The organism is uncultured Kordia sp. (genome assembly GCF_947496985.1).
Lineage (GTDB): Bacteria > Bacteroidota > Bacteroidia > Flavobacteriales > Flavobacteriaceae > Kordia.
In genome coordinates this window covers 57,510-74,945 of the sequence record NZ_CANMEZ010000010.1, presented here as the reverse complement: position 1 = coordinate 74,945, position 17,436 = coordinate 57,510, and the positions used below count along the sequence as shown (strand labels likewise).

The window sequence follows — 17,436 nt, the reverse complement described above, 5'->3', positions numbered from 1 at the left end:
AGTGATTTACATATTTTTGCTTGCAAATTAAAAGTAATAAACAGCGTATAAAACAAGAAAAAATGAAAAATGTAATTATCACAGGAAGCAGTAACGGATTTGGATACCTTTCAGCAAAACTATTTGCAGATAACGGATACAAGGTTTATGCAACAATGAGAAATACTGAAGGTAGCAATTCTGAAAAAAAACAAGAATTAGAAAATTATTCATCTAACGTAAAAGTTGTAGATATGGATGTTGCTAAAGATGAATCCGTTAAAAAAGCAATGGACAATATAATTAAAGAAGAAGGTACAATAGATGTGTTAATAAACAATGCAGGTATTATGCATATGGGAGTTGCAGAGGCTTTTAGTATAGAGCAAGCTAATGACTTAATGAACGTAAACTACTATGGTATTATTAGAACCTCTCAAGCAGTATTACCAGTTATGCGTAAAGCAGGAAAAGGACTAATCATTAATACAACATCTGCATATGGTAGAGTATTTGCACCTTTTGCAGCTACCTATTGTGCTTCTAAAGTTGCTGTTGAAGCTTACACTCAAAGTTTAAAATACGAATTAGCTCCTACAGGTGTAGAAACTATTTTAGTTGAACCAGGACCATTTGCAACAAACTTGGCCGGTTCATTTACTCCAGAAGCTAGAACAGAAGTGTTAGCTGAGTATTCAGAACAACAATCAATTTTGAATGGAATGATGGAAGGTGTTACTACCTTACTACAATCAGAAGATTTTCCACAGCCTAATTTAGTTGCTGAGGCTTATTTGAAGCTTGCTGAAATGCCTCAAGGTTCTAGACCAACCAGAACTACTGTAGGATTACCACTAGGAGCAGATAAGGTTAATGAATTAACACAACCAATACAAGATGGTTCCTTGCAAGCGTACAAAATGGATTATTTATTAGAAACAAAAATAAAATGAAAAATAATATAGAAGACAAAGTAGTAGTCATTACAGGAGGAAGTAGTGGATTAGGAGAAGCTACAGCTCGTTACTTGGCAGAAAAAGGGGCAAAAGTAGTATTAGGTGCTCGTAGAATAGACAAATTAGAAAAAGTTGCTTCAGAAATTAAAAAAAATGGAGGAACTGTTGAAATTTTAAGAACAGATGTTACCAGTGTTGATGATGTAAAAGCTTTGGTGAAAAAAGCCATTGCCACTTTTGGCAAAATTGATGTTATGGTTAATAATACTGGTATTATGCCTTTAGCACCATTAAGTGCTCTAAAAATTGACGAATGGGACAGTATGATTGATGTTAATATAAAAGGTGTGTTATACGGTATTGCAGCAGCTTTACCGGAATTTGAAAAACAAAAATCAGGTCACTTTATCAATTTAGCATCTGTCGCTGGATTAAAAATAAGCCCAGGCGGAGCGGTCTATAGTGGTACTAAATATGCAGTACGTGCAATAAGTGAAGGATTGAGACAAGAAGTTGGTAAGGATATTAGAACAACAATATTAACACCTGGTTTAATAGAGTCTGAACTACGATTAGGAAGTTCAGATGAGGCAACTTCACAATTTATACAGCAAGTATACAAAGATGCTATTCCTGCAATTTCAATTGCAAAAGCTGTGGCCTACGCTATTGATCAACCTGCGGATGTAGATATTAACGAACTAGTAATTCGTCCTACTATGCAAGAATTTCAAAAATTAAATAAGAATAAAATGGAAGATTATAATACTGAAATTCAATTTTCTATTGCCTCTATCTCCGAAATAAATGATGTGAAAACTCAATTAAAGAAAAAAGCCTTTGTATAACAAAATGTATTGTTCATTACTTGCTGATTTTCCTATCAGAAAATCATAACGGCTGAAAAATGATCCAGTTCTTTTTACTAACTTAGTGTTTCAGTAACGAAACTATACATGAACCGTTGTAGTGCATTAGAAAAATGGAAGAAATTATAAATAAATATCTGAATGAGATTGTTTCTCTTGAAATAAACTCAAAACCTGGCGATGTTGAAACCGAAATGTTGGACAGTAGTGCTGACAACAATAAGGAATGGAAAAACTGGCTACCAATCCAGAGCACAGTAACGGATTCAGAATTATCTGAATTGGAAAATGAAATTGGACATAGACTTCCTGATAGTTATAAGAAATTCCTGAAGATCAAACATTTTTATGAATTGTACATAGCGGAATGTTCTTTTTGCTCGCATCCAATCAATACTTGGAGAGCTAAACTAATGGAAATGATTTTTGATGGATATCCAATCGAAACCGGTCGAATTCCTTTTGCCAATTGGAGTGATTGGGGTTTACTATGTTTTGATACAACAGCCAAATGTGAAAACAATGATTACCCAATTGTTCTTTGGGACCACGAAGTTTATGATCAATTTGAATTTCAATACTCGAATTTTGAAAATATGCTTGAGGAATTAGCTATTGAACACGAAGAACAAAAAGAAGAATAACGCACTACAACACGGTCTATAAAACATAGCTAGTAAGTGCTAAACCGTTGCCTGCAAGTTAAAAATCACTTAAGCCTTTGAAAAATCATCTTTAAAGTTTGAAATAAAATCATTAACATACTTCTTTGATTTATCGGATTTACGGAAAACTAAATAATGTTTCCTTTTTAATCCACTCCTACCAATTTGTTTAAAAATCAAATCATCAGGCAATTTAAAAGATTTTAATGCCCATTTAGGCATACACATTATGCCCATATTAGCATTGACCATTTCTAAGGCGACTTCAGTAAGAGGAATAGCGGAAATCTTGAGTGGAGTAATTTTATTCGGTTTTAAAAATTGGTCATATACCGAGACCGTTTCCAAAGGAAAAGAATGAATTATCAAATGTATATTAGAAAAATCATTTGCATCTAAAAAATCTAATTTATTCAACGTATTTTCTTTATGAATAATTCCAAAAATCTCGTCTTCATAGATTTCAATGCTTGATAAAATTTCATGTTCTGGCTTTGAAGTAGTTATTGCAATATCAATGTCGTTTGACAAAATTTTTGATATTGGTTGGTGTGTTGCTTCAAGAATTAAATCAACATTAATATCGGGATATAAAAGCCCCATTTTTTGTATAAAAGCAGAAAGGCCTTGATAAAAACTGTAACATTCTGTACTTACTTTGATTGTACCAACAGAGCCAGTTCGTAACTGCTCAATATTTTGAAAACCTTTTTCTATACTTTCAAGAATTGTATTCCCTAATTTATATAGTTCAACACCTTCATCTGTAAATTCCCATTTATTTCGAGTTCTGATAAACACCTTAAATCCTAACCTTTCTTCCAGTTCTCTTAATTGGTGACTCAAAGCCGATTGCGTTAAAAACAATTTTTCAGCAGAATTAGCAATACTACCTTCTTCAGCGATTGCTTTTATGAGCCTAAAATATTTGATTTCCATAAGTGACAAAGTTAGTGATTTGTCATTATAGCTTAACTGATAAAATTTCAGCTAAAAATTAAAAAAGCTCAATTTCCAAATTTAAAATAGTTCAATACTCAAACTAATTTTGACGGAAAATAAATTTAAAAAAATATGCAAAAACAAGAAATGAACTTAACTACCGATTTACTAAGTGCTGTACAAACTTATTTCGATGCCCTTTATTATTGTGATACTGAAATGCTCAATAAAATATTTCACAAAAGTTCTAGTCTATTTGATGTCGATGAAGGAAAAGTTTTCGTTGAACCAATCGATAGTTTTAGTAAAGATGTTGGAGGAAGAGTGTCTCCTCACAGCAAAGGACAAGAACCTGAAGCAAAAATTTTATTGATTGATTGGTTATCAACTTCTTGTGCAACAGTAAAAATAAGAATTAGAGCACATAATAATGTCTTTGTAGACCATCTAGGGTTTGTTAATGGAGAGGATGGATGGCAGATAGTTTCCAAAATATGGCATTTGGAAAAAGTAATAGACTAAACTCATAACTACTGTAAATTTGATTTTTCTGAATATTTGACAAGAAAAAGCCAGCAGGTAACAAAGTATGAAAGCAATAGCAGTTTAAGTGCAAACTTGCACCGTTTTCTTATTTAATTATGCATATTACTTAAAAAAGTAGATGTTTTTTAATCCGCAACTAACCATGCACGAACACGTTACCGATAAACCACAAACTCGAATGATCAGTTATTAAAAATAACGTAAGAACAAATCCAAATATATAGTCTGTTTACAATAGTTAATCATTTTTTATTATATTTGCATAATCAAACATTGATTAGTCAAATTAATATGAATTCATTTAGAGAGCAAAGCCCAACTTATCAAATAGCATTAACAAGAATAATTATTCTCAAAGAATTTAAAAGGCATTTAAAAGAGAATGGATTAAAAATAACACCAGAACAATTAGAGTTACTCAACGTCCTGTTTGAAAAAAACAACCGTTCGATGCAAGAAATTACGACTATTACAAAGAAAGATAACTCTGCAACGACACGAATGGTAGATATTCTTGAAAAACAACTATTTGTAAAAAGAAAGCAATCTAAAACAGACCGAAGGTTAAAACTCATCTGTATTACAGAAAAAGGAACAATCGAAGTAACAAAAGCAAATAAAGTTGCAAAGATTTTTATAGACAATGCTACAAAAGATATAGCGAAAAGTGAAATAGACATATTCTTATCTGTCATTAATAAAATAAAGCAAAACATTAGTTAAGATTTTGATACACGCCAACACAAGCAATACCAATTTAATGCACTATTTTAAAACAATACTAAACTACATTATTTACTTAAATGTTGTTATTGCTACTTCGGCTGGTGTACTTATTTCAGGAATTACCAATCTGTTTGGCATCGAAAACATTATTGAATATGGTTTTTTTGGTTTTTTTGCAACATTTTGTGTGTACAACTCGCATCGATTGGTTAAAGCAAGTTTTGAAACAAAAACACCTTGGTTAAAATGGGTTAGTCGACATAAAAAACTAATTTTAAATTTAAGCGTTTTAAGTGGATTGATATCTGTTTTATACTTTATAAAACTCATCAACGAAATACGCATAACAATTATAGCTTTAATTATCGTTGCAGTCTGTATCGCATTTTTTTATGTAATTCGTTTAGGACAAAAAAATATACGAGAACTACCCTATTTAAAAATACATTCTATAGCTTTTACTTGGACAGCAATTATTGTTTTGTTTCCAATAATGAATGAAAACGTATTGAACTCACAGGTTTTATTATATTTTATTCCCGCGCACTATTTATACTTTATGGCAATTGCAATTCCTTTTGACATTAGAGATTTAAAACACGATTTGCCAACACAAAAAACAATTCCGCAAGTAATCGGTGTGAAAAACGCAAAAATATTAGCTGTAGTTTTATTAATTATTACCGCTTTACTAATCAATATTTACGCTAACTCTTATTTACCAATACCATTATTTCTTTCAGCTGTGTTAATCCAAATACTCTTAATCATATCAACTAAATTAACAAAAAAAGATTTTCATTATAATATACTTATAGACGGTTCAATAGCACTTTTAGGGGCTAGCTATTTAGGTATTACCAATTAAAATTAAACAATATGAAACAAACCTTAAACATCACAAAAGCAATTTTTATTACCTTATTATTTTTAGGAATAACATCGTGTAACAACGAGAAAAAAACTAAAACAACAACTAAAAACGAGAAAAAAATGACAAGTGAGAACAAAAAACACACAGTACTTATAAATCCATTTGAAGTGCCAGCAGGAAAATTAGAAGCTTCAATTAAATATTGGGAAGCGTGTAGAGACTTTTTAAAAACACAACCAGGTTATATATCTACAAAGTTGCATCAATCAATAAAAGACGATGCTAAATTTGAACTGATAAATGTAGCAGTTTGGGAAAGTCCGAAAGCGTTTATGGAAGCGACTAAAAAAATGATGCAACAACCCAATATCGTTCCTGTTGATGGATTAAAACCGACACCTTCACTTTATACCGTAATTAGAGAATAACAAATGTACATCTCAATGAAAAAACTAATAATGAATCTATAGAATCAAGTGAAAGAAATAGTAGAATTCTTCAAACAAATATTGCATTCAATAGAAAGTGAGACTAAAAATAACGTTTCAAATGTCAATCCTACGGAAATATTTAATGAAGGTTGGATGACGAGATTATTAGTGCATCAATCTATAAAGGAAAAAATAAAAATTGATGGACTAATTGATTTTAGTAAAGTAAAAAACTGGTCATCCGAAGGACTTATTTCAAGCCCATTTGTAAAAACTAAAAAAAATAAAGAAGGATACACACACACTGATATAGCTTTGGGTGATTTTACAATTAATTATGAAAATCGTGGAGACATTATAGTAGCTAAAAAAGCGACTACCTTTGGTATTATTGAAGCAAAAATGAAAAGTAATTTAAGTCAAAGAACTACGAACGCACTTAATTATAATCAAGCTAGTAGAAACTTAGCTTGCATTGCTGAAAATGTCAAAAATGAATCTTGTCAAACTTTTTTTACTGTTGTGGCTCCACGCAAAATGATTGATAAACATGATATCAAAAGTCAAGTAGAAAGGGATAAAATAATACATCAAATTTCAAATCGATATAAACTATCTGAATTAACAGTCGATATGGAGTTAATCAATCGAGCTAAAAAATGTAACATCAAGGTTTTATCATATGAAGATTGGATTGATTTGCTGTCAGATAAAAATAAAGGTGTAATTAATAAGTTTTACATGAACTGCTTGAAATGGAATAGAGTAAAATAATTACTACTGCTAACACCTTATAGAATTATTAACTAAGAACTTTCTTATTTACGAAAATCCTCATCTCAATAAGTTCAAGAGCCACAAGAGTTTTCTATTCCGTTTGGATTTACTAAATTAGTTGTTTAAGCACAGAACGAAATCATACATTGAGCCTTCATAAACAACAAAATGAAAACTTTAATAGAAACAGATAGATTAGTGCTAAAGGAAATTACCTTAGATGATAAAGAAGACATGTTTCAATTGTATTCTAATCCTGATGTACACAAGTATACAGGCGAACCGCTGATTGCATCTATGCAAGAAATGGAACGTGCAATACAGATAAGAATTGATAACTATAAGAAGTATGGTTATGGAAGATGGGCTACCTTTTTTAAAAATGAAATGCAGTTTATTGGTTGGGCTGGTTTAGCATATCTACCAGAATTTAATGAAATTGATCTTGGTTATAGGTTTTTCCCTAAATATTGGGGAATGGGTTTTGCTACAGAAGCATCTCAAGCAATTTTGACATACGGATTTGATGAACTCAAATTAGAACGAATCATAGCAATTGCTATGAAGAATAATAAAGCTTCTATAAGAGTGATGGAAAAAGTTGGAATGGAATTCGATAAGTTCGCACCTTATGAACCTGATGGTGAAGATGTTGTTTGGTATTGGTGCGATAAAAAACTTATTACAAACAATAAACTTTATTAAAACACACGTTAACATACATCAAATTGAGCACGAACAAAATTTTCTGAACGTACTCAACTTTAGATATATTCCTATTTTCTACGCTATTGCTTCTTCTGATGTTGTATGTTTAGAACTTGAAAGTTCTTGTACTTCTTTTTGATAATCTACAATGCGCCCAACAAACCAGATAAATGGTTCTATTTGTCCATTTAAAACACAGGTTCCTTTACAAATACTATCCAATAATCCTTGAATATTAAACGTTTGCAATGCTGAAACCGCTACTTTATCCATCAATAGCAAAGAACAATAGGAAACATCAAAATTATCTTGAAAACTTAAAGTAACTTCTTTGTCTTTTATTAAAAATGAAATTGGATGAGTAGCGTCTTTAATATGAATAGAAATTCCCAAATTTGGAACTGGCGCTGAACTTTCAGCTAATACTTTTTTCATATAGTTAATAAACATATGTGTCCAATTTTCAAGATCAGCATTCGTTATATCTGTATCATATACTTCATTGGACAACATCATTACTTCTGAATCTACTTGTTGCTCAGCTGCTATTAATGCTGCTAATGTTTTATCAACATCGTCTTTTGTATGTGCTGCCGAACATATAAACCGCAAACGTCCTTTACCACTTTCGACAATTGGATAGGTTACCGCAGAAGTTTGTACACCGCGTTTGTACATATGCTGCACTATGGCATACAGTTTATCTTTATCACTAAAATGCGGTGTTACGATGGGTCCATCACCTGTACCTAAATCATATCCTGCATCTTCAAATTGCTTACGCATATAGCGTGTTGTTTCCCAAAGTCGCCCACGCAATGCATCATCTGAACGCAAACGTCGTAATGACGTCAGCGCTGCAGCCATATCAGCCGGACTTACAGAAGCTTGAAATATATACGCTCTCGAAGAGGATTTTAAGAGATCAACATGTTCCTGACTTGCCGCCACAACGCCACCAAGGCTTCCTAATGCTTTACTCAAGGTTGTCATGATAAAATCTACTTCTTCCGTAACGCCTTGATCTGCACAAATTCCGGCACCACCTTTTCCATAAAAACCAAAAGAATGTGCTTCATCTACCAATACAAGTGCATCGTATTTTTTTGCTGTTCTAACAATTTTAGCAACTGGCGCAGCACCTTCTCCCATGCTATATACACCTTCTAAAACAACTAAAATACTACGGTACGGAGATATTTCTGATTTTAAAACGGCTTCTAAATCTTCTACATTATTATGTTGAAATGTTCTAATTGTTGCGCCACATAAGCGAGCTCCATCTACAATAGAAGCATGACACAATTGATCAATTACAACTACATCATTTCTACCTAAAAGCCCTGCTACAGCTCCTACATTGGCTGTATATCCTGTTGGGAATAAACAAGCACTAGGTTTTCCAACTAAATCAGCAAACTCAGTTTCAAATTCTAAATGTTGATTCGTCATACCAGATGCTGCTGCAGAAGTTCCCATTCCTGTTCCAAAACGATTTAACGCCTTTGAAGCTTCTGCCATCACTTCTTTATCGCGATTTAAACCAAGATACAAATTGGTTGTCCAAATAATTGCTTCTTGTTCCTCATCATTATACGCATCACCAACAATTCCTCTGGTTGCACTTCCTGTTTTTAATACTTTACTATATGGATTTCTACGATTATCATTTACCATACGCATTACTTCTTGCACAAGCTTACTTTTATCCGTTACATTCCATGCCATAGCTTTTGCTGCTTGAAACGTAGGATGACTTGATTGTATATGCGATTGGAAATTAGCCAATGAATTCGTAGTAATAGTAGATAGTGTATGTGTTGAATTAGTTACATTTCCACTTTCTATATGTACGATATAATTTGCCAAACTATTTGGCGTTGGATATTCAAAAATGGTTGGTGCAGTTATCTTTTTACCTACTAATTTAGAAAGTCTACTGCTAAATTCTAATGTGGTTAATGAATCTAATCCAAGTGCGTTAAATGATTCGTCTGGCGAGATCTGTTTTGGATCACCAAGATTTAGAATCGTCGTAATTTCTTTTAAAATTGTAGTTCTAATTACTGTTTCTAATTCATTGTTAGAATCTGCTAAAATTTGTTGAAGATCGTCAGTTTCACTTTGTGAAACTTGTATTTTCTCCATTTGCATTAATTTCTTTCGATCGAGCTTGTCATTTGGTAATAATGGTAATGCTTCTAAATATTTTACAACTTGTGGAACCATATATCTTGGCAATCGTTCTGATAGGTACGATTTAATATTTTCTGTAGAAATTGATTCATTTTTCTTTACAACATATACTACCAACATTTTTTGACCTATTCCACCTTCTACAGCCGCCGCCGCTACAGCACTTATGCCTTCCATAGATTCTAATGTGGATTCTATTTCTTCGAGTTCTATTCGGAAACCTCGTATTTTTACTTGTTGGTCTACTCTACCTAGAAATTCAATTTCTCCATTTTCTGCCCAACGACATAAATCACCTGTTTTATACAATCGATGATCAGTAATTAAATCTGTAGGAGTTATTTCTATAAAACGTTCCTTTGTTTTTTCTTCATCATATAAATAACCACGCGCTAATTTTGTTCCTGCCAAATGTAATTCTCCTGCATCACCGTTAGAAACAGGTTGTAAATGATCATCTAAAATATATGCGCGTGAATCTGGAACCGATTTCCCAATTGTAATCACTTTTGCGTCACGCGGAACTTCTGAAATGGTAGAATATACGGTATCTTCCGTAGGTCCGTACGCATTTAAAACTCTAGAAATGGACGCATGTGCATATACTTGTTCCACTAAAGATCTTTTTAAAGCTTCTCCTCCAAAGATTAAGCATTTAATATTTTCTGGCAATTTTTCAGTGGAAAGCAATGCTTGTACTGATGATGGAACCATTACAAATGTTCTGACTTGGTCTAAGGCTGGAATTTGAGTCAATTCTAAAGCATTTTTTACCAAAATTATTTTCCCACCTAACGACAATGTTCCCATGATTTCCATCACAGATGTATCAAAACAAACTGAAGCAGCCGCTAACATTCCGTTTAATTCTTCATCGCTAAATAGATTACGCACAGATTGTCGCATAGCTACCACACTTTTATGCTCTACGGCAACTCCTTTTGGTTTTCCTGTTGATCCAGAAGTATAGATTACATATGCCAAATCGTACTCAGAAGGTCGTACAACAGTATCGGTATGATTTCCTATTTTTTGAATCCACACTAACTCACGAACTTCATTGCATAAATTTGCAGTGATATCAGTATCTACAATAGCTGCTTCCGCTTTGGAATGCGCCAACATATATTTGATACGATCTTTTGGATATGCAGGATCTAGCGGCACATACGCACAACCTGCTTGCATTACACCAATCAGCGTAGCAACTAATTCCCAAGTACGATTCATACAAATACCAACTAAGGCTCCTGGTTTTACTCCTCTATTTTTAAGTTCGCCAGCAACTTCACTCACTTTTTTCATCAAACGTTGATATTCAATGTTGGTTTCGCCGTCAACAATTGCTATTCGTTCAGGATGTGCTAGCATCTGTTCTTTAATCAATCCACAAATTGTAATTGCAGGATTGTCTTCCATGCTTTGAATTAATTTGTCCATTTCATTTTTCTTTTATTAGTTATTATTAAGTTAATCTTCTAAAAGTCAAAATGGATTATAGGGAAGTCCAAAAAATATTTTTATTCTATAACGATCGTTCTATTTTTAAAATTACACAATAATATTTGTAGGTATTATGAGTAAAATAACTATTAATTAAAAATTCAGTTTCTATCTTTCGTTTTCTTTGTATGCCTAAAGAAAATGAAACAAAAAAATCACCATCGTTGTTCTTTAAAAACGTATGTCTCTAAAAGTAATTATTCATGCAATATCGTTTGTGAATAAAGCTATGATTTAATTACTCAAATTCAAAATAAGAAGAGGATATTTTAATACTTGATAAAAGTCTCTCAAGTATTCAATAGATATCTGGAAATTATTGAGTAGGTTTTTAATTTTTATTCTCCAACATAGGAACAAAACGAAATTCGCCAAATTCTTTTTTTGTGAATTCTTTTTCAGAAGTTCGCACAAACAAGGTCATAATCTGTGATTTATCACCTACAGGAATTACAAGCTTTCCGCCTATTTTTAATTGTGCTAATAAAGGCTTTGGTACAAATGGCGCACCAGCAGTTACTACAATTCCGTCAAATGGAGCTTCTTCAGGCAATCCTTTGTAACCATCTCCAAAAATGAGACGTTTAGGTCTGTATCCTAATTTTGGTAAAAATAAACTCGTACGTTTGAATAATTCTTTTTGACGTTCAATACTATATACTTTTGCGCCAAGTTCGAGCAACATTGCTGTTTGATAACCGCTTCCAGTACCGATTTCAAGAATTTTAGCACCTTTTGTCAACTCCAACAATTGTGTTTGAAAAGCTACTGTGAAAGGCTGTGAAATGGTTTGATCCGCTCCAATAGGAAACGCTTTATCTTGATACGCATGCGCTTCAAAACTGGAATCCATAAACAAATGACGTGGAATATTTCGAATTCCTTCTAACACATTACTATTTGTAATTCCTTTACCAGCAACAACTTGTGCTAACTGATTTCGCATTCCTTTATGTTTAAACGTATCCTTCATACAATCGCAAAAATAAACGTATTTTTCATCTAACAATAGAAATAAATCATTAAAAATCCAAGTTACTGAGTACGAAGCGGTTCATTAATTTTACAATACAGGAATGAATTAATGTAACAATATGTGGATTTGTAACAGGCTTAAATAAATAGAGAACAGAGAAAAATCAACAGTTTTTGTAAACATTCAAATTTAAATCATTTAATTCTTTAATAAATGTTACGTATCTCTAGAAGGTTTTCGAAAAATAAATTATTTTTGTTGAAAACACTTTTTTTATGCTAAAAGCTGGAGTTTTAGGTGCTGGACACTTAGGAAAAATTCATCTTCGATTATTACAACAATCTTCACAATACGAACTTATTGGTTTTTATGACGCAAATCCTGAATATGCTCAAAAGATATCGGAAGAATTTGGTTATACTTATTTTGATTCAATTGACGCATTAATTGATGCCGTAGATGTTGTTGATATAGTAACTCCAACTCTTTCACATCATGAATGTGCTAAAAAAGCAATCACAAAAGGGAAACATGTTTTTATTGAAAAACCAATTACAAATACTGTCGCTGAAGCTGAAGAATTAATTGCCTTAGCAAAAGAATTTAATGTAAAAGGACAAGTAGGACATGTAGAACGTTTCAATCCTGCATTTACATCAGTGAAAGACAAAATCAATTCGCCAATGTTTATTGAAACACATCGTTTGGCAGAGTTCAATCCGCGCGGAACAGATGTTCCTGTGGTGTTAGATTTAATGATTCATGATATCGACGCTATTTTAAGTGTTGTCAATTCTAAAGTGAAGCAAATTAACGCAAGTGGTGTTTCTGTTATTAGTAATTCGCCAGACATTGCGAATGCTCGTTTGGAATTTGAAAATGGTTGTGTTGCCAATCTGACTTCAAGTCGTATTTCTATGAAAAATATGCGTAAAAGTCGTTTCTTTCAGCGTGATGCTTACATTGCTGTAGATTTCTTAGAGAAGAAAGTTGAAGTTGTTAAGATGAAAGATGCTCCAAAAGAAACAGATGAGTTTGCATTGATTCTTCAAAATGCAGAAGGCGTTAAAAAGCAAATCTATTTTGAGAATCCAGAAATTGACGAAAACAATGCCATTCTAGATGAGTTGGAAACGTTTGCTGATGCTATCAATAATGATTCTACACCAATTGTTTCGCTAGAACAAGGAACAGAAGCATTGCGTATCGCGATTCAAATTATTGAAAAATTTAATAAATAAACAACATTCGTATTTTATCAAATATATTGAATGCTATTTTTTTGCAATCACGATAACGTTTTCGTTTATTCAAGATTCTTTTAATAGCATACAAAACTAAAATTACTGACTAAATAAATTTAATATTATGAAAAATATAGCTGTTATCGGAGCAGGAACAATGGGCAATGGAATTGCTCATACATTTGCTCAATTTGGCTTTAAAGTTCAACTGATAGATATCTCTCAAGCTTCTTTAGATAAAGGAATGGCAACAATCACGAAAAACTTAGATCGTATGGTTGCAAAAGAGCGAATTTCTGAAGAAGATAAACAAAATACATTAAATAATATTACAACATACACTTCTATTAAAGAAGGTGTGGAATATGCTGGTTTGGTCGTAGAAGCGGCTACAGAAAATGTAGATTTGAAGTTAAAAATATTTAAAGATTTAGATGCATTATGTCCAGAAGATACCATTTTGGCAACAAATACATCTTCTATCTCTATTACACAAATTGCAGCCGTAACTTCACGCCCAGAAATGGTAATAGGAATGCACTTTATGAATCCTGTTCCAATTATGAAATTGGTTGAAATCATTCGTGGATATAATACTTCGGATGAAGTTACTAATACTATTATGGAACTTTCAAAACAATTAAAGAAAGTACCAACAGAAGTAAACGATTACCCAGGATTTGTTGCCAATAGAATTTTAATGCCAATGATTAATGAATCTATTGAAACATTATATAATGGCGTTGCTGGAGTTCAAGAAATTGATACGGTTATGAAATTAGGAATGGCACATCCTATGGGACCTTTACAATTAGCTGATTTTATTGGATTAGACGTTTGTTTATCTATTTTAAATGTAATGTATGAAGGATTCAAAAACCCAAAATATGCACCGTGTCCATTGTTAGTGAATATGGTAATGGCTGGAAAATTAGGTGCAAAATCTGGTGAAGGATTTTATGATTATTCTGAAAGTAGAAAAGCAGAGACTGTAGCAAAAATGTTTCGCTAATGATCGATACAAAAACGTATCAACTCACTCAAAAACAATATACACATGTTGTTTTCAATACTTTGCGTAAAAATGTATTGAAATTAATTCCTTTTGTATTGATTTGGGGCTTGTTATTAGGTTGGTATGTTGGATATTTCTTGACGCTTTATGCAGTTTTAGCAATGTTTTTATTGAGTGTTGCCATATTGGTATTTCTTTCTATGAAAAATTTAAAACCCTTTTTTACAGAAACACATATACAATTTGATGCCGAGTTTATCTATTTTTCTAAAAATAATAACACTTCAAAATGGTACTTTGAGAGACTTAAAAAAGTTGTTGCAGAAAAAAAGTATTGGTTAGTATATAATACAAATACAGACTATATATATGTGCCGAAAAATATTTTCTTGACTGAAAAAGATCAGCTTGCATTCAAATCGTATTTAAAAGTTTGAAACAACTTATTCCTATAGCATGCTTATGTTTTCTTAGCTGTCAACAAATAGCTAACAACAAAAACACGCCTACTTCTGAACAAAGACAACAAAAGACAAACGTACCCAAAAATTCGTTTGTCTTTTTTGATTCACTATTTACCAATCAACCAACATATATTGCTTCTGGCTTCGATTTCCCTATAGGAAAACCCAATGCAAACGGTTATTACAATGCGCAGAAATTTACTGTAAATGATCATTTAGGCGATGACTGGAATGGAAAAGGTGGTGGCAATACCGATTTAGGCGATCCAATCTATTCCATCGGAAACGGATATGTCAATTTTGCAGAAGATATTGAAGGTGGTTGGGGAAATGTGATCAGAATTATCCACAAATACAAAGGAAATTATTACGAATCCTTATATGCGCATTGTGATACAATTTCCGTAAAAAACGGTAGCTTTGTCACTAAAGGAACGCAAATAGGCACTATTGGAAATGCACATGGTACGTACTATGCTCATTTACACTTAGAAATTCGTGATAGTATTCTCATGGATATCGGTGGCGGATATAGTAAAAATACAACAGGATATTTAGATCCTACCAAATTTATAAACTCAAACAGAAACTAACGTGGCAATTATAAAACCATTCAAAGCGGTTCGTCCAACAAGAGACAAAGTAAGTTTAGTAGCTTCACGCTCGTATCAAAGTTATACACAAAATCAACGAGAAGCTCGCTTAAATTACAATCCGTTTTCATTTTTACATATTGTCAATCCTGGCTATAAATATCATAAAGAAATCTCTGGAAAGGAACGTTACAGATTGGTTCGAAATAGATATTTAGAATTTAAAGAAGATGATATTTTTAAGCAAGATGAAACGCCTTGTTATTATATTTATAGAATTGTGAATCGCGAAAAGCAAACCTTTACAGGAATTGTTGCCGCAGCGAGTAGCGAAGATTATAAGAATAACATCATCAAAAAACATGAAGATACTATTGAATACAGAGAACAAGTTTTTAAAGAATACTTAAAAACTGTCGGATTTAACGCAGAACCTGTACTTCTCACCTATCCTGATTCTGAAGCAATTAACAATATTTTACAAAAATATACGCAAACACGTTCTGAATACGAATTCACAACAACCTATAGAGATACACATTATCTTTGGAAAGTTGAAAAAACAGAAGATATTGTAGCAATTCAAACAGAATTTGAGCGTATGGACGAAATTTATATTGCAGACGGACATCATCGATCAGCTTCTTCATGTTTACTAGGAGAAGATTTGAAAAATTCTAATCCAGAACATACTGGAAACGAAGCGTATAATTCGTTTATGAGTTATTTAATTCCTGAATCCGAATTGCGCATTTATGAATTTAATCGATTGGTGAAAGATTTAAATGGATTGACGAAAGAGCAATTCTTATTAAAACTCGATCAAATTTTTAGAATTGAAAATCGTGGTGTAGAATTATACAAACCTTCAAAAAAACATCATTTTAGCATGTATTTAGATGGTGAATTCTATTCGTTATACTTACGTAAGACTAATTATGAATTTACAGATTCGCTAAGTAAACTCGACACACATATTCTATACATAACCATTCTGAAACCAATTTTAGGAATTACCGATTTGCGCAACGATCAACGCATTGACTATGGATATGACAAGCACAATGTTATTGAAATGAAAAACCTAATTGATCAAAAAGAGTTTGCTGTTGGCTTTGGTTTAGTTCCTGTAAATGTTGATGAAATGAAACGTATTGCTGACGAAGGATTAACCATGCCACCAAAGAGTACGTATATAGAACCAAAATTACGAAGTGGCGTTACAATTTATGAGTTTTAATTTTGACTGCACTCAATTATTATAATCTATTAAAAACAGTAAACTTACAGAATGTCAATAAAATCAAAAATACAGGAATTACATAGTAGCCTACCTAAAAACGTTACCTTAGTTGCTGTTTCCAAAACCAAGCCTGTAGCAGATTTACTAGAAGCGTATGATGCTGGACAACGTGTTTTCGGAGAAAATAAAATTCAAGAAATGGCTGAAAAATGGGCTGTGTTGCCTAAAGATATTTCTTGGCATATGATTGGTCATGTACAACGTAATAAAGTAAAATACATGGCCGAGTTTGTAGATTTAATTCATGGGGTTGATAGCTTGAAATTATTAAAAGAAATTGACAAACAAGCAAAAAAACACAATCGAACTATCAATTGCTTGCTCCAAATTAAAATTGCCGAAGAAGACTCAAAATTTGGCATGAATACCACTGATGCTATAGATTTACTCGCTTCCGCAGAATTTACTCAGTTAGAAAACATCCAAGTTGTTGGTGTTATGGGGATGGCAACTTTTACAGAAAACACAGCACAAGTTCAACAAGAATTTAAAAACTTAAAAATTACTTTTGATCAATTACAAGAAAAGCATACTACACTGAAAATCATATCAATGGGAATGAGTAGCGATTACGAATTGGCAATAAAAAAAGGAAGTACGATGGTCAGAATAGGAAGTAGCATTTTTGGTGCTCGAAATTATACGCCAGCAATCTAAGTAAATTCTTAA

17 protein-coding genes and 1 pseudogene are annotated in these 17,436 nt (G+C 32.4%); 15 read left to right on the top strand and 3 right to left on the bottom strand.

Features of this window, described 5'->3' with window-relative positions; translation table 11 throughout:
- The first annotated feature begins 62 nt into the window (after window positions 1-62).
- The 3 genes and pseudogenes from Q0828_RS20260 to Q0828_RS20250 all read left to right on the top strand — a co-directional run bounded on the left by Q0828_RS20260 (window position 63) and on the right by Q0828_RS20250 (window position 2,448).
- The gene (locus Q0828_RS20260) at window positions 63-932 is read left to right on the top strand and encodes an SDR family oxidoreductase (RefSeq protein WP_298425704.1); all 870 of its coding nucleotides are present in this window, start codon (window positions 63-65) and stop codon (window positions 930-932) included.
- A pseudogene (locus Q0828_RS20255) lies at window positions 929-1,666 on the top strand (SDR family oxidoreductase); the annotation flags it as partial. The gene Q0828_RS20260 and the pseudogene Q0828_RS20255, both read left to right, overlap by 4 nt.
- Window positions 1,667-1,917: 251 nt before the next feature.
- The gene (locus Q0828_RS20250) at window positions 1,918-2,448 is read left to right on the top strand and encodes an SMI1/KNR4 family protein (RefSeq protein WP_298425701.1); all 531 of its coding nucleotides are present in this window, start codon (window positions 1,918-1,920) and stop codon (window positions 2,446-2,448) included.
- Window positions 2,449-2,517: 69 nt separating this feature from the next.
- Here the strand turns inward: Q0828_RS20250 and Q0828_RS20245 are convergent, their stop codons facing one another.
- On the bottom strand, window positions 2,518-3,408 hold the full coding sequence (locus tag Q0828_RS20245) for a LysR family transcriptional regulator (RefSeq protein ID WP_298425699.1): 891 nt from the start codon (window positions 3,406-3,408) through the stop codon (window positions 2,518-2,520).
- A 135-nt stretch (window positions 3,409-3,543) separates the two neighbouring features.
- Between Q0828_RS20245 and Q0828_RS20240 the strand changes: the two genes are divergently transcribed.
- The 6 genes from Q0828_RS20240 (at window position 3,544) to Q0828_RS20215 (ending at window position 7,470) form a co-directional block, all read left to right on the top strand.
- A complete protein-coding gene (locus Q0828_RS20240; protein WP_298425697.1) occupies window positions 3,544-3,933 on the top strand; it encodes a nuclear transport factor 2 family protein in 390 nt (129 codons plus the stop codon).
- A 315-nt stretch (window positions 3,934-4,248) separates the two neighbouring features.
- Entirely contained in the window at window positions 4,249-4,680 is a 432-nt protein-coding gene (locus tag Q0828_RS20235) for a MarR family transcriptional regulator (RefSeq protein WP_298425695.1), read from the top strand.
- A 37-nt stretch (window positions 4,681-4,717) separates the two neighbouring features.
- Complete coding sequence (locus Q0828_RS20230; RefSeq protein ID WP_298425691.1) at window positions 4,718-5,551, top strand: hypothetical protein; 834 nt, start codon at window positions 4,718-4,720, stop codon at window positions 5,549-5,551.
- Window positions 5,552-5,562: 11 nt separating this feature from the next.
- Window positions 5,563-5,985, top strand: coding sequence for an antibiotic biosynthesis monooxygenase family protein (locus Q0828_RS20225; protein WP_298425688.1), 423 nt, complete (start codon window positions 5,563-5,565; stop codon window positions 5,983-5,985).
- Window positions 5,986-6,033: 48 nt separating this feature from the next.
- A complete protein-coding gene (locus tag Q0828_RS20220) occupies window positions 6,034-6,762 on the top strand; it encodes a hypothetical protein (RefSeq protein WP_298425685.1) in 729 nt (242 codons plus the stop codon).
- Between the two features lie 171 nt (window positions 6,763-6,933).
- A complete protein-coding gene (locus Q0828_RS20215) occupies window positions 6,934-7,470 on the top strand; it encodes a GNAT family N-acetyltransferase (protein WP_298425682.1) in 537 nt (178 codons plus the stop codon).
- A 78-nt stretch (window positions 7,471-7,548) separates the two neighbouring features.
- Here the strand turns inward: Q0828_RS20215 and Q0828_RS20210 are convergent, their stop codons facing one another.
- Both Q0828_RS20210 and Q0828_RS20205 read right to left on the bottom strand, forming a co-directional pair.
- Window positions 7,549-11,109 carry an amino acid adenylation domain-containing protein gene (locus Q0828_RS20210; protein ID WP_298425679.1) on the bottom strand — a complete coding sequence of 1,187 codons (3,561 nt, stop codon included), beginning with the start codon at window positions 11,107-11,109 and terminating at the stop codon, window positions 7,549-7,551.
- Window positions 11,110-11,503: 394 nt separating this feature from the next.
- Window positions 11,504-12,145: a protein-L-isoaspartate(D-aspartate) O-methyltransferase gene (locus tag Q0828_RS20205; protein ID WP_298425676.1), complete on the bottom strand. Its 642-nt coding sequence runs from the start codon at window positions 12,143-12,145 to the stop codon at window positions 11,504-11,506.
- 278 nt (window positions 12,146-12,423) lie between these two features.
- Between Q0828_RS20205 and Q0828_RS20200 the strand changes: the two genes are divergently transcribed.
- The 6 genes from Q0828_RS20200 to Q0828_RS20175 all read left to right on the top strand — a co-directional run bounded on the left by Q0828_RS20200 (window position 12,424) and on the right by Q0828_RS20175 (window position 17,424).
- The gene (locus Q0828_RS20200) at window positions 12,424-13,389 is read left to right on the top strand and encodes a Gfo/Idh/MocA family oxidoreductase (RefSeq protein WP_298425674.1); all 966 of its coding nucleotides are present in this window, start codon (window positions 12,424-12,426) and stop codon (window positions 13,387-13,389) included.
- Between the two features lie 127 nt (window positions 13,390-13,516).
- A complete protein-coding gene (locus Q0828_RS20195; RefSeq protein WP_298425671.1) occupies window positions 13,517-14,404 on the top strand; it encodes a 3-hydroxybutyryl-CoA dehydrogenase in 888 nt (295 codons plus the stop codon).
- Complete coding sequence (locus tag Q0828_RS20190; protein ID WP_298425668.1) at window positions 14,404-14,844, top strand: YcxB family protein; 441 nt, start codon at window positions 14,404-14,406, stop codon at window positions 14,842-14,844. The genes Q0828_RS20195 and Q0828_RS20190 overlap by 1 nt, the downstream gene beginning before the upstream one ends.
- Complete coding sequence (locus Q0828_RS20185) at window positions 14,841-15,464, top strand: M23 family metallopeptidase (RefSeq protein ID WP_298425665.1); 624 nt, start codon at window positions 14,841-14,843, stop codon at window positions 15,462-15,464. Before Q0828_RS20190 ends, Q0828_RS20185 begins: the two co-directional genes overlap by 4 nt.
- A gap of 1 nt (window position 15,465) precedes the next feature.
- On the top strand, window positions 15,466-16,704 hold the full coding sequence (locus tag Q0828_RS20180; RefSeq protein WP_298425662.1) for a DUF1015 domain-containing protein: 1,239 nt from the start codon (window positions 15,466-15,468) through the stop codon (window positions 16,702-16,704).
- A gap of 51 nt (window positions 16,705-16,755) precedes the next feature.
- Entirely contained in the window at window positions 16,756-17,424 is a 669-nt protein-coding gene (locus Q0828_RS20175; RefSeq protein ID WP_298425659.1) for a YggS family pyridoxal phosphate-dependent enzyme, read from the top strand.
- Window positions 17,425-17,436 lie beyond the last annotated feature (12 nt).

Coding starts and splice junctions, on each gene's coding strand:
- Q0828_RS20230 (WP_298425691.1), top strand. CDS start 4,718: ATGCACTATTTTAAAACAATACTAAACTACATTATTTACTTAAATGTT.
- Q0828_RS20245 (WP_298425699.1), bottom strand. CDS start 3,408: ATGGAAATCAAATATTTTAGGCTCATAAAAGCAATCGCTGAAGAAGGT.
- Q0828_RS20200 (WP_298425674.1), top strand. CDS start 12,424: ATGCTAAAAGCTGGAGTTTTAGGTGCTGGACACTTAGGAAAAATTCAT.
- Q0828_RS20195 (WP_298425671.1), top strand. CDS start 13,517: ATGAAAAATATAGCTGTTATCGGAGCAGGAACAATGGGCAATGGAATT.
- Q0828_RS20215 (WP_298425682.1), top strand. CDS start 6,934: ATGAAAACTTTAATAGAAACAGATAGATTAGTGCTAAAGGAAATTACC.
- Q0828_RS20210 (WP_298425679.1), bottom strand. CDS start 11,109: ATGGACAAATTAATTCAAAGCATGGAAGACAATCCTGCAATTACAATT.
- Q0828_RS20175 (WP_298425659.1), top strand. CDS start 16,756: ATGTCAATAAAATCAAAAATACAGGAATTACATAGTAGCCTACCTAAA.
- Q0828_RS20235 (WP_298425695.1), top strand. CDS start 4,249: ATGAATTCATTTAGAGAGCAAAGCCCAACTTATCAAATAGCATTAACA.
- Q0828_RS20250 (WP_298425701.1), top strand. CDS start 1,918: ATGGAAGAAATTATAAATAAATATCTGAATGAGATTGTTTCTCTTGAA.
- Q0828_RS20240 (WP_298425697.1), top strand. CDS start 3,544: ATGCAAAAACAAGAAATGAACTTAACTACCGATTTACTAAGTGCTGTA.
- Q0828_RS20190 (WP_298425668.1), top strand. CDS start 14,404: ATGATCGATACAAAAACGTATCAACTCACTCAAAAACAATATACACAT.
- Q0828_RS20260 (WP_298425704.1), top strand. CDS start 63: ATGAAAAATGTAATTATCACAGGAAGCAGTAACGGATTTGGATACCTT.
- Q0828_RS20225 (WP_298425688.1), top strand. CDS start 5,563: ATGAAACAAACCTTAAACATCACAAAAGCAATTTTTATTACCTTATTA.
- Q0828_RS20205 (WP_298425676.1), bottom strand. CDS start 12,145: ATGAAGGATACGTTTAAACATAAAGGAATGCGAAATCAGTTAGCACAA.